11 protein-coding genes are annotated in these 13,418 nt (G+C 37.0%); all 11 read right to left on the reverse strand.

The window, feature by feature from the left end; translation table 11 throughout:
* Nucleotides 1-187: 187 nt before the first annotated feature.
* On the reverse strand, nucleotides 188-688 hold the full coding sequence (locus KKC91_01190) for a DUF523 domain-containing protein (GenBank protein MBU0477172.1): 501 nt from the start codon (nucleotides 686-688) through the stop codon (nucleotides 188-190).
* Nucleotides 685-1,359 (reverse strand): endonuclease III domain-containing protein, encoded by a 675-nt coding sequence (locus KKC91_01195; protein MBU0477173.1) that lies wholly within the window; start codon nucleotides 1,357-1,359, stop codon nucleotides 685-687. The genes KKC91_01190 and KKC91_01195 overlap by 4 nt, the downstream gene beginning before the upstream one ends.
* Before the next feature lie 6 nt (nucleotides 1,360-1,365).
* Nucleotides 1,366-1,758 carry a hypothetical protein gene (locus KKC91_01200; GenBank protein ID MBU0477174.1) on the reverse strand — a complete coding sequence of 131 codons (393 nt, stop codon included), beginning with the start codon at nucleotides 1,756-1,758 and terminating at the stop codon, nucleotides 1,366-1,368.
* Nucleotides 1,759-1,843: 85 nt separating this feature from the next.
* Nucleotides 1,844-2,971, reverse strand: coding sequence for an NAD(P)/FAD-dependent oxidoreductase (locus tag KKC91_01205; GenBank protein MBU0477175.1), 1,128 nt, complete (start codon nucleotides 2,969-2,971; stop codon nucleotides 1,844-1,846).
* An 18-nt stretch (nucleotides 2,972-2,989) separates the two neighbouring features.
* Nucleotides 2,990-3,406: a secondary thiamine-phosphate synthase enzyme YjbQ gene (locus tag KKC91_01210; GenBank protein MBU0477176.1), complete on the reverse strand. Its 417-nt coding sequence runs from the start codon at nucleotides 3,404-3,406 to the stop codon at nucleotides 2,990-2,992.
* Complete coding sequence (locus KKC91_01215) at nucleotides 3,393-4,727, reverse strand: bifunctional folylpolyglutamate synthase/dihydrofolate synthase (GenBank protein MBU0477177.1); 1,335 nt, start codon at nucleotides 4,725-4,727, stop codon at nucleotides 3,393-3,395. The genes KKC91_01210 and KKC91_01215 overlap by 14 nt, the downstream gene beginning before the upstream one ends.
* Nucleotides 4,728-5,582, reverse strand: a complete 855-nt coding sequence (gene accD, locus KKC91_01220; protein MBU0477178.1) for an acetyl-CoA carboxylase, carboxyltransferase subunit beta — start codon at nucleotides 5,580-5,582, stop codon at nucleotides 4,728-4,730.
* A gap of 252 nt (nucleotides 5,583-5,834) precedes the next feature.
* Complete coding sequence (locus KKC91_01225) at nucleotides 5,835-7,304, reverse strand: rhamnulokinase (GenBank protein MBU0477179.1); 1,470 nt, start codon at nucleotides 7,302-7,304, stop codon at nucleotides 5,835-5,837.
* A 58-nt stretch (nucleotides 7,305-7,362) separates the two neighbouring features.
* Complete coding sequence (locus tag KKC91_01230) at nucleotides 7,363-10,449, reverse strand: hypothetical protein (protein MBU0477180.1); 3,087 nt, start codon at nucleotides 10,447-10,449, stop codon at nucleotides 7,363-7,365.
* 38 nt (nucleotides 10,450-10,487) lie between these two features.
* Nucleotides 10,488-11,462, reverse strand: coding sequence for a sugar phosphate isomerase/epimerase (locus KKC91_01235; GenBank protein MBU0477181.1), 975 nt, complete (start codon nucleotides 11,460-11,462; stop codon nucleotides 10,488-10,490).
* A gap of 21 nt (nucleotides 11,463-11,483) precedes the next feature.
* Nucleotides 11,484-13,418: a DUF3604 domain-containing protein gene (locus KKC91_01240; protein MBU0477182.1), complete on the reverse strand. Its 1,935-nt coding sequence runs from the start codon at nucleotides 13,416-13,418 to the stop codon at nucleotides 11,484-11,486.

Consider the following 13,418-nt stretch of genomic DNA (forward strand, 5'->3'; position numbering starts at 1 on the left):
AAATCTATCATTCCCGCTTGTCTCAAAAACCGACAGCGATCACGCCTGACCACTCTCGAAATCATGGAAACTCAATGTGATCCAATACTCGAAATTGAGAAACCCATAATCAGAAAATGCATCGCTTAACTTAACACGTAGGGGGGGGGGGGGGGATATTCCCGAGAGCATATATAACCTCTTTTTATCAGCGAATTCTGTGCGAGTAAGATGCAGGCAAATATCTATTCAGTTTCTCTACTGAATCTACAAAATTCTTATAATCAATTTCAAGGAATTTTATGTTCTTCCCTATCCTTTTTTTTATTTCTTCAATAAAAATTCCATTTTCATTAACTAGTTTCTCGCCGCGATAGACCTTACTTAACGAACATGAAGGAGAACGCGCTATGCCAATTATTATTTTATGATCTATCCCCTTAAAATCTTCTAGTGTTTTTACTACACTTTGGGCTAATCCTGCGCAATGTTCTCTAAAACCAGTTATCTTTTCATACTCATCCTTTGGCATTTTAGCCCGCTTCCCAAGAAAAGAGAATTCAGGACATGGCAGTTGTTCTAATAAAACATCATGTCCAGATATTAATTTACCAACAGCCTTTACTGTATTTACGTCAGGTTTAGAAATCCCGTCTGCTCTAACTTCAGGATTTAATAGACAATGTGATACAAACAGAATAGTTTTCATGGCTCTGTTTTCTTAGTAGTATAACTTTTGCATTTTTTGCTCAACGGACAATTTTTGCACACTGGTTTTGTCTTGCAGTAATTCTTGCCTAACCCAACTATGAGAGCATGAAACTCCTTATAAACTTCTACATCTTCTGGAATACTGCGTTCAAAAAATTTCTTTAATGATTCATAGTCCAACTCATGCGTTAACTGCAGCCTTTCACAAATGCGTTTTGTATAAGCATCTATTACAAAAGAAGGTTTTTCTGCAGCATAAAGAATTATTGAATCAGCAGTTTCCGGACCAATGCCCTTAAGTGACAGTAATTCAGCTCTTAAAGAACAAGTTTCTTTATTGAATAGTCTCTTTAAGCTGCCATTATATTCTTTAAAAATGTAGGTGCATACATCCTTTAGTCTTCTGGCCTTCTGCCTGTAGAAACCTGTTGGCTTTACATAAACCTCTAATTTTCCGAGAGAAAGATTAGATATTTTACATGGATCCAGAACATGGCTACTCTTTAAATTCCCAATAGCTTTTTCTACATTTTTCCAGGCTACCTGCTGGGTAAGGATTGTACCGACAACTACTTCAAAAGGAGTCTCTGCTGGCCACCAATGCTGTGGACCGAAATGGAAAAGAAGAAATTCATAGAGCTCATACGGACTAATAAGAGACTGAGACATGCTTTATTAAGGGTTTTTTTCCTCAGGCTTGTTCTCTACAGCCTCTTCAACTTCTGCCTTCGCCTCTTTCTGGGATTCATTCTCTGCTGGCTTACTTTCTTCCAATTTCTGAACTTCTTTAGGAGCTTCTTCCTCCGGCTTGCTCTCTATTGCTTCCTCAACTTTTGCAGGAGTTTCTTTAGGAGCTTTCTTCTCCGGTTCTGCTTTTTTCTTCTTTGATTCTTCTTCTTTCTGTTCTTTTCGCAGAATTTCGTTTACTAGTCTTTGCTTTCTTTTTATTCTTTTCTTCAAAAGCCTTATTTCTTTATTTCCTGCTACTTTTTCTGCTTTCTCTATTTTCTCAGCAAGCTTTTTCTTTAGTGTCTCTATCTTTCGCTTTAAATCTTCAACTATTTTCATACGTTTACTCCTAATGGTTTTAAGTTTACTATCAGTTCGCTACATTATCATATTTCTAATTAATTGAAAAGCTTATTTTACCTGTCTAAAAAATGCTACTTACATGCCGACCTATTGCTAGACAAGAGGTTAATGCAGGGGAGTCCATGCCAATAAGATTAATCAAGCATGGAAAGCCTTTTTCCTGCTCATGGGTAATAATAAAATCCCTTCCTGATCCTTGAAGACGTGGACTTATTCCAGCCATATCAGGAGACAAATCTTCCAATTTTAAACAGGGAAGAAACTGTTTGCAATCTTCAAAAACCTCTTGTTTGTAAGAAGAATCAACACTATAGTCAATTTTCTTCTCTATTTCATAATTTTTTGGTCCTAATTTTACCTGTCCTGTAAGATCAATTACTGTGTGAACTCCTACACCACTTTTGCGAGCACGGTAAATCAGCGTATTTAGAGGTAGAGTTTTTTTGTTTTTGACCCTGAAATACTTGCCCTTTGAATAGTATAAGGAGTATCCAGCTTCTTTGGTATTTATCCCAACCATCGCAGCTATTGTATCAGAATGCAGGCCAGCACAGTTTATCACAAATTCAGAGATAAGGCGTGTTTTTTCACCATTTGCGTCTATAACGTTTAAAACATAGCCATCCCGATGCTTATCTAGACCTGTCACCTTCGTATTATAGGAGATAATGACGTCTTTCTGAGTAGCCCTGAATTCGAGGTATTTCATTAAAGAATGACTATCAAGGATGCCTGTTGAAGGTGAATAAAGTGCTTGAATACAGTGTAATGTAGGACAATAGCTTGCTATCTCCTCTTTAGAACAGAAACGAAGATCTTCCACTCCATTCCCTTTACCTTGTTTCAAAAGATTTTCCAGTATCTCAATTTCATATTCATTGGTTGCAACTATCAGCTTCCCCACACGGTTATGAGGAATACCAGCTTCTGTACATAGTTGATAGAGTAGCCTTTTCCCTTCCACACACAGTCTTGCTCTTAAGGAATCTCTTGCGTAGTAGAGTCCAGCGTGAATGACCTCACTATTTCGGCTGGAGGTGTCCTGTCCGAAGGAAGAATGTTGTTCCAAAACTATAACATCACGTTTTCGTTTGCTGATCTCAGCAGCCACAGCCAAGCCCACTACTCCAGCACCAATAATTACTACATCAGTCTTCATCATTAATTCATTGGGTGACAAATCATTCATATCTAAATAATTTTGGACCTATTCCCCTATGATCTTTACTAAAACTCGCTTCCTTCGTTTGCCGTCAAATTCCCCATAGAATATCTGTTCCCATGGACCAAAATCAAGCTTCCCATGTGTTACTGCAACCACAACCTCACGCCCCATTACCTGACGCTTCATGTGAGCATCTGCGTTATCCTCAAAACCGTTATGCTCGTATTGAGAAACCGGTTCATGCGGTGCAAGCTTCTCAAGCCATTTATCATAATCACGAATCAACCCCTGTTCATTATCATTAATATATACACTGGCTGTTATATGCATGGCGTTAACAAGACATAAGCCATCCTTTATTCCGCTTTCCTTGAGCGCTTTTTCCACTTCAGGTGTAATGTTTATATAATCTCGCCTGTGTGGTGTCTGAAAAACCAGCTCTTTTCTATATGATTTCATTTCTAATCACCTCCAATAATTCTCCAACAAGATATAATGAGCCAGTAACACAAACCAAGTCATTTCTATTTGCTTTCTGGAATGCATATTTTAATGATAAAGATATGTCTTTTTTTACAATAATACTACTGGTGAACTTTTGTGCCTCTTGAGCTAGAATCTCAGGCCTCAATGCACGATCAGTACTTGTAATATTAGTAAAAATCGCGATTGAATCCTTTGAAAGAAGTATTCTCAAAATATCTCTGTAATTTTTCTCTTTCAATATTCCAATTATGAATATTAATCTATCATATTCTATTTCAGAAATAGTCTGCTTCAGAACCCTTGCACTGCTGGGATTATGCGCTCCATCACAAATCAGCAAAGGATTTTTTCTTAATACCTGAAATCTACCCTGCCAGATTGTGCTACTAAGACCTGTTTTGATAGCATCTTCAGGAACTTTAAAATCAAATAATCGAAGCTTCTCTGCTACTGCAACAGCTGTAACAGCATTAGTTACTTGATGCTCTCCGAGTAGACTGATTTCTAAATCACTATATAAATAATTATTCCCCTTAATCCAGAACCTTTGTCTGTTAATATTAGAACTTGTTCTTCCCCATTTGTACTCAGAGTTTATGTCAACTAATCCTGCTTTTTTCTCTTTTACCATGTTGCTAATTATATCTAGAACCTTCCGTTTTCTGCTGCCGCTTATTACCACATTGTTTTTTTTTATTATGCACGCTTTTTCATAAGCTATATCTGTAATTCTCTTACCAAGCACATCTGTGTGTTCAAGCCCAACGTTAGTTATTACTGATATAATCGAATTACACACATTTGTCGCGTCCAATCTCCCGCCCATGCCCGCCTCACATATCAAAACATCTATGTTCTCATCAGCAAAATATTTAAAGGCTAAAGCGGTAATAATCTCAAAATAAGTTGGATGATTTATGCCAAGAGTATTCCTCATATGCCTGACAGCTTTTTTAATATCGGAAACAATCGATACTATTTTTGCTTTCGGAATAAACTTTTCTATGATTTCAGATTCTTGCCTGATTGACTGCGTTTTTATAGTTATTCTTTCTCTAAAATCAGCAAGGTGTGGCGATGTATAAACTCCAACCTTATATCCTGATAAGGCGATTATAGAACCTGTGAATGCAGCAACTGAACCCTTGCCATTGGTTCCTGCAATATGAACGGCTTTGAATTTGTCATGCGGGTTTCCAAGTAGTTTAAGTAGAACTTTTATATTATTTAATCCAAACTTTATACCAAAGTATTGAAGGCTATTCAGGTAGTCTAATGCCTCAAGATAGGTCATTTACTTCTTGCGAGCATCAAAATGCTTAATAAGATCTATAAGTTTCTTCTTTAACTCCCTACGATCAACAATCATATCAATCATACCATGGGCAAGAAGGAACTCTGCTCTTTGAAAACCTTCTGGAAGCTTTTGATGAATTGTCTGTTCTATTACTCTAGGACCAGCAAATGTTATTAAAGCACCCGGTTCAGCAATTATCACATCTGCCTGAAATGCAAAACTTGCTGAAACTCCTCCTCCTGTGGGATCAGTTAATACTGAGATGAATGGAATTTTTTTATCACTTAAGCGAGATACAGCTGCACTTGTCTTTGCCATCTGCATAAGAGAAAATATTCCTTCATACATTCTTGCGCCGCCTCCCGAGCTTGATATACTTATAAAGGGGATTTTTTTGTCCATTGCAAGTTCAACAGCTCTTGTAACCTTTTCTCCAACAACAGAACCCATACTTCCCATAATAAATCTATAATCTGTAAGCGCAATGGATATATGAAAATCCCCAATATCTCCTTCCCCGTACACAGCTGCTTCTTTTAGACCTGTTTTCTTCTGCTCCTGCACTATTTTATCTTTATAACTTTTGTAAGCTTTAAAATTTAATGGATCAAGCGATTGCATGTTTTTATCGTATTCAACAAAAGTATTTCTATCTATTAACTGGGTAATTCTTTCTTGTACTGATACTCTATTATGAAACCCGCATTTTGGACATACACTGAGATTTTTATTCAGATTCTTATTATAGATAATTTCCCCGCATCCGGGACATTTTGTCCACAGACCGTCAGGAATATCTCTCTTCTTCGTAGCAGGAAGTACAGTATATTTTCGCTTACCAAACCAGGCCATTCATGCCTCCACATTCGTTGGCTTAATTCTACATGAGGAGGTATTTGTTGTCAAGTTAACGACCTGCAGCTATACAGTCTTGCTATGATCCCTAATTATTTGATAAAATTACTAAATCCAAAAGATGTAGTTATTAAGGATTTTAAAAAACAAAATAAAGATAGAGTTTGGACTGTTTTACTTAAAGAATAAATATTTATCTGTTGCATTAAGAACTTTTATAAATTTTATAAAGAATAATTGGGATGAGAATTAATGATATGACCTTAGCTCTTTAAAAAAACTGTATTTCTCCTCAATTATTTGAATTTTTTTCGATTCATAAGTCTTCATCTCTATAGAATTTTCCAAAATACTGCGAATATCGTCTTGAGTTCCGAGTTCTTTTGTTGCTACCAATTGCAGGAGAATATTTCCAATAGCCGTTGCTTCCGCAGGACCTGTAATTACCGACAACCCTGTAACATCAGCAATTAATTGACAGAATAATTTATTCTTGCAGCCCCCTCCTACTATATGAAGATGCTTAAAATTTTTCTTTGTGAAATACTCAATTTTTTCCAATGTCCATTTAACATCAAAAGCCAGGCTTTCAAAAATTGTTCTACTGATTTCTCCAGGAGTAGTTGGTGATGATTGCTTTGTTCTTACACAAAATAATTGAATAGCTTTTATCATATCATCTGGAGACAGAAATTTGGGATTATCTGGATTAATCAAAGATTTAAATGGAGTACTCTTCTCTGCAAGTAAGACTATATCACTATAGTTAAATAATAAACCCTTCTTTTCCCAAATTTTCCGGCATTGTTGAATAAGCCAGAATCCCATTATTCCTCTAATAAAACCCCAATTGGAATCAGCCAGCCTAAAATTGCCAAATAGCTCTTCTGCTGCATCTAATTCTCCAATAGGTTCATTTACTTCACATCCCACCATACACCAGGTGCCTGAGCTAAGAAACGCAGTGTTATTATCTTTCGCTATAGCAGCAATAGCTGAGGTTGTATCATGAGAGGCAGTGATAATCACTGGTATTTGTTTGGTCGAGATCTCCTTTTTTAAAATACCTATGATTGAAGCAGGTTTTACAATATCTGGCAAGATATCTGAAGGCACTTTCAACTTCTTCAATATCTCCCTATCCCATGTTAAAGACTTTACATTCATCATTTGAGAAGCACTTGCCATTGTAATATCAGTAACAGCGGTCTCAGATAATGCATGATGTATCAGGTCTGAAATAAATAGAAGTTTATGTTCTCTTTCTAACCTCTTTGTATTAGACTCTACTATGGAACGCAGCTGACAGAGAGTTGTAATGGACTCTAACGCTGTACCTGTTCTTAAGAAAAGCTCGCCTTCTGAAATTATTTCATTAAATCTCTGTGGCATTCTATCTGTTCTATGGTCTCTGTATGAAACTGGATTGCTTAATAATTTTTTCTGAGAATCCAATAGCCCAAAATCAACTGCCCAACTATTACAGGATATTCCGCTGATATTTCCATTTGTTTTCTCTATACCAATTTTTATTCCTGAGATAACTTCTTGAAGAATGTGATCCCAGTCCCAATAGAGAGTTCCTGATTTAAATATAGGTTTGTGTGTAAACCTGTGCAATTCAGCTATGCAGAGTTTTTTCCCATCAAACTTACCCCGAATAATACGTCCGCTCTCCGCGCCTAAATCACAGGCAAGAAAGCTCTTGAATTTACTCATTTTAATCTTACTTGTAGGTACGTCTTAAACGAGTAATACCTGTCTAAAGTCAATACCCTTAATTCCCCTGAATTAACGATACCTTCCCAAGAATACCACTCATAGACTTTTCACCAAGTTTTCCACAATAATATCTTCGAAGAATGTTTCCCAAGCCATTGGTTACCTTTAAAACAATCTCGTTGTCTCCTTTTTGTAAGGCTTTACTTATGTTAAACACATACGGTCGCCAGGGACGTATTCCTACTTTCTGTCCGTTTACTTCTGCTTCTACAACTGTGAAAGCATCTTCTACCACCAGTTTAACTATTTTGGGCAGAGATGTGATCTTCACCTTTTGCCGATAAATACCAGTGCCAGCAAAATTTGGATATCCCTGATTTGTCCATGAACCAGACCTAATATTACTCTGGACTTTCCCTAATATCTTCTTCTTTCCGATATCAATTACCTGAAACATTCCTCCAATCACAACAGGATCTGTAAAGTGAGTATCAAAGATCATTCCCCTAGATTGAGAATACCACGGAGAGGTACTCACACGAATAGTGAAATAATTCTCTCCAACATGAGAAAGTTTAGCAATGGAAAACTTTCTATTACTCTGATCCCAAAGACTGTAAGGACTGCTTTTATTTAGCACCTTTCCATTTATATATACAGTTCTATAAGAATCATTGTCCACAATGAGACAAAGGTCTTCCTTAATTGTCTTTAAACTATACGTGCCCCAAAGCCAGTAATAAGGGGACTCTTCCTGAGAGAAAGCCATTGAATATTTCTCATCTGTTACTGGCATCCACTCTCTGTTTTCACTAGGAGAATTTTTCTCTTGAAACCATTTCTCTTTCCGTCCTTTTCCCCTTGGGTCTAAACGAATCCAGAGTCTTGGCAAAAAATGGTTCATCGGCTCTACAGAAAAATCCCATGTTTTATCAAGAACAGCTATTTCTTTATATCCCTGTATCCATGTATTTAATCCATTGACAGGTCTGGCTCTTTCTGATTTTTTCGCATGCAAGAGGATAATATATGATTGTTCCTCTCCAAGGCAAAAATCAAAAACAGTATCTCTGCTTTTTCTTCGGACAGGAGCAGTAAAAATCCTACCAGTTTCTACATCCATAATCTCCGTAATTTCTCTAAACGAATGATGAAAGGTTAAATGTTTTTCTTCCTGCGTTTGGTTGGCCACAAGAAGCATTCTTTTATCTCCATCCTTACGCATACAAGTTACTATGTCCCTATGACCTTTACCCTCAAGACGCCATAGCCGAACTATCGTATCTATCAATCTCTTACTAAAGGCAGCTCTATCTTCTTTATTTTTATATCCAATAAATCTAAATCTGCCCTTATCTTTAAAATGCTGGGCATTGCCATTACGGCTATTCGGAGAAATTATCCATTCTGGACCACTATCCACACTTATAACTATTCCTCCACTATCTGCAAATTCCGAAAGCTTTTCATATACCTTTTCATCCATCACATGCATTTTTGGCAAAATTACTACTTTAAACTCTGCATGTGGGACCTTCAATTTTCCATTTTTTATGACTGCACCTGAGACAATTTCTTCAAAAAGAAACTCAAAATCAATATGTTCCCTAACCAAAGATTCACTGACAGCATTCATTACTTCAACTAATTTACCTTCTTTAGGAATATCCTTTCTATTATCCATCGGGGTCATAATAATATTTGTAGCTGTCGGGAATAGAACTGCCACTTCTGTATCAATATATCCTGTCGAAGCAAAGAGTGATATCCTGGCACAATATTCTGAATAAGCGCGATAATACTTCCACCATGGCTGTGTAAAATGCTTACCGCTTATAGCCCTTTTTCTGAAGTCTGAGATGGTATAAACAAGTGAGTTATCATTAATAAGGTTAATGCCCATGGCTGCCAGCCAATCATTAATTATCTTCTGCTCTGCCATTGTGGCATTCCAACTTCTTACCCCAAAAGCTTCACACATAACACGTCTTGCTCCGGAGTACCGGGCTGTACTGGAAGCCCGCTTGGCTGTTAGAATTAAAGACTGCAGTCCTGAAATATCCTGCCCATCTGTCCACTTACGAAAAGAAGTCTGTCTTCTCAATAAATCTATTCCTGGTACCTGCATCCACTTTAAAATCTGATAAATATCGCCGTTACAGGCAACCTGCCGTTGTTGGGATTGCTGTTCTTCATTGACACAGTGACCGGTACTTAACACCTTCTTTTCCTTACACCAATCGCTAATTTGTTTGCTAAAATTAAGCCCAAAATATTCAGCGATTAAACGCCAATAATCATATCTAACCCGCATAAATCCCGGGTCATCAAAAAATAGCTTTCCCAGATGTGCGCAAAGATTGTAACCGTACCGCTTTTTAAAATCTTCAAAAAGCTTTGGGGTCCATGGTGCAGAATGACCATTACTAGGATGAGCATATGGTTCATCAAAGAAAAAACCTTTTAATGTTGAATCAAAATAAGTTGAAAATTTTCTCCAGTATTCTTTATGGATATAGTTCATCCACTCTTGAACTGCTGAGCGGCTTAATAAGTCACAGTATCCCCTTTGTCCCCAAGCCCAGACAGTGCCAATACAGTTTAGCAAAACTTTCTCAAATGGGACACGCTCGATAAATATCAAATCGCCATTTGTACCAGTAGTATTAGTCCATATCTGCCCGTCACTTAACTCTACTGGATGCCTCTGGCCATTGTCCCCTCTAAATTCGTTAAAAACCGGTATTTTTGAGCTATCACATTTATAGCTCTCCCCAGACCTTATCTTGGTTATTTGACAGTCCAGTATCCAGGCACGACATTCCGGATGATCGCGTAGCAACCAACCACCAGCGCTCCCACTAGGCCAATTGAGATCATCATATATCCAAACCTTCATTCCTAGTTTCCGACAGGTCTTTAAGGTAAACTCCACCATCTCCCACCAGCTTTTTTTAAGAAAAATCGGGTATTCCAACCCATAAATGGCAAAAATAAAAAATTCATAAATACCCTTATCCTTCATATCTATAAGCTGCCGATACATCTCGTCTTTACGCATATTGCCGGTCCATGCCCACCAGGGGACAGGATAATATTCTTTAGGAGGTTTCTCAAAATCTTTTATCATCTTTTTATCCACTTCCAACCAGCCTTTATTTTGATATTAACTTTAACCATTCACCTCAAAATTTTTCGCCTAAGAAAATCTATTATTTTCAATAAATCGCCTTTTTGTTGAAGAGTATCTATGTCTGACTTTTCAAGCTCTTCAGCTATTTCAGCCATTTTCTTTATATACTTTACTGTTTGCGTAAGTGCTTTTGTCCCATCTTCCCTGTATGGATAGATATCTATTCCATACCACCCATTAAAGTTCATTTTCTCAAGCCAATAGAAAAGTTCCAGCGTCTCCCAGAGATTAACTGTCCCCGGAAGCATATCGTGGTCCCAATCCCGGTAATTATCATTCAGATGAAGATGGAAAAGTCGTCCTGAATTTAAAGCCAAAACAGCCGATTCAGCCGGATTCTCAAGCGCCATGAGTGAATGACCAACATCAAGAGTAATTCCGACATGAGAAAGTCCTATCCTTTCGCAGATAAGGAGTGCTTTGCCAATGGTTGAGATAAAGATTCTATTACGGGGTTCTTTTATCTTATATTCAATAACAATCTTTATATCTTTCCTGTAATTTGCAATTTCAGTGATAGACTCAATGAGATAATTCCACGCTTTGCTATAGTCAGCTTGAAAAGGGTAATCATAACCATCCTGGCCCAGCCACAACTGAACATCTGCTCCCTCAGCCTCTACAGCTGCATCCATCCCTCTTTTAACAAGAGATACAGCTTCCTTTCTGATTTTCTTATCCAGGGCTGAAAGTGAGCCAAACTTCCAATGTCTATCGCTATACATATCAATTTCCGTCATTCCTAATTGAAGTCCTACCTTTTTTAATAGTTTCTTCAGTTTTACTGGGTCTCTATACTGGGTAGGGTAATCAAGGGCTACGCCTGTAATTCCTTCAACTTTAGCAAGCATCTCAAGTTGTCTTTCAAAGCTTATTTGCTCTCGATAACCTTTTTTAACAAAACGATCACTACAGGAAGAAAAAGCAGTAGTCCCCGTATCTATCTTTAACTTATTTCCCATCTTAATATCTCCCATAATTTTTCACTCAATATCTATCCAAACAGGAGAAGACCATCCCCTCTCCCAATCTGCTTGAATTACCCTTACGTAATAATAAACAAAGGAATGATCTTTTGCATTAATTGCAATAGAGTTAAGATTGCTGTTATCCTCAAATTCAAACTCACATACATATTCATCTTTTTTAGGAACAAATGTTTTGAAATCTTCTCCATTTCTGACCAGAATTATTCTTTCTATTCTGTTTGTTCCCGCAGTAAATATCTTAATATTCCTGACTTCTTTTTCTTTAAGATTAAATTCTTCACCCATTTTATGTCCATTTATAGAAAAATCTATTATCATCCTCACACCTGTTGTGGCATAGCACCGTCTTGCCTGCAGTGCCTGAAAAACAGATCCTCTGGTAAGCTCTTCCGCATATACACACGCAAGACCACTGTTGGCATAGCAAAGCTGTGGGGGCTGTTCCTGAATAATACTTCCCGGCATGCCGAAATGTGTATCGCTTGATCCTATAAATCCTGTACGAAAACCCAACCTTAAGGCATCCTGGACAAAATGTCCTTTGCTATAATCTGCAATTGCTCGAAAATTACCTTCATATTCTGAAACTCCCCATTTTGAACATATTTCTACTAATCTTATATCATCTGTAGGAATTTTCTCCCAGTTTGTATATGCGCCAGTATATGCAGGGGCGCTTGAATGATGAGGAATAACTAAAACATCTTTATTTTTTAACGATGAGAGGAGACGCTCAGGTGAACAAGTTTTAGGATTTGAGGGTCTTAACAAAGGCGCCTTGTCTGCCGAATAATAACTATTTAAATCCCCAAAAGATTCAGATTTGAGTTCATTGCAATTTGGACAACCAACTTTACATTCTTCTCTTCTTCTTTGCCATTCTTGTCCCAAAAAGGTAATAAACTCATTTGGTTTATTATAATAATTAGTTTTCTCTTGAATTATCTGCCAATCTTCATCGGTGAGAGGGTTTTTATCTCGATAGGAAGGAGGTTCTGGTTTTGAAGAATATCCGGTAACAGGCCAATTTATCATACAAGCTGTAGCGCAAAAATCTAATTTTGATACATCCTTACCATAACGAAAATACTCATCAATACCCAACACTCCATGGGAAAAACGAACTTTTCCATGAATATCTCCAAAATATAAATAGTATTTATTATTATCAATATAAACAGGATTACTGGTAGCTTTAAAATTTCTTTTTTTATCTTCCGCTTTAAAATAATGAACTCCCTTTTTATTTATGGGTAACTTTATTTCTTTTTTACCTTTATCAGAAAGAGTAAATTTTAATTTGTGATTATAACCAAAATCACTCTTTAATTCTATTTCCCACAAATATTCAGATGCTATGTTGTTCCATCGGTCAAGAGCTTGTATACTTAAATTTATTGGTTTATTTAGATCTTGCTTTGAAGTCGCTATTATCTTGAGTTTTTCAGGATGTCCTGAAATTATATTTATAGAGGCGCCGGCATCCAGATATTCTATCTTCCCATCGATTTTAAACCTAACAAAAAAATTTATCCTTATAGGAAAAGGCAATGTGCTCATATGAAAAGGCGCCCAGGTTTCAGGCTTATGAATTACCAGTAAAACAACATCTCCTTTTTCTAACTTCCCTTCTATTACTGTAATGGCAATACCATGAGTTTGACTATGTAAATACTGGCTATAGTTTTCCCAGCAGGGTTCAACTTTAATCTTAGCAGAAGCATTGGTGGAAGATTCTATAAAACCAGGTAGTTCACTATCTTTTGTTTGAGTCTTTATGAACCTATTTTCGCGCCATTCTATAATAAACGTCTCAGAGGAAAGAATGCTTTGCTCGCCAACTTTATATTGCAGTTTTATATCAAACGTTTCACCCACCTGAACATTTCTTTCAGGCCATACTTTCAATGTTCCTAATGTTTTATCCAT

The organism is bacterium, from assembly GCA_018812485.1.
In the GTDB taxonomy this organism is placed as follows: domain Bacteria; phylum JAHJDO01; class JAHJDO01; order JAHJDO01; family JAHJDO01; genus JAHJDO01.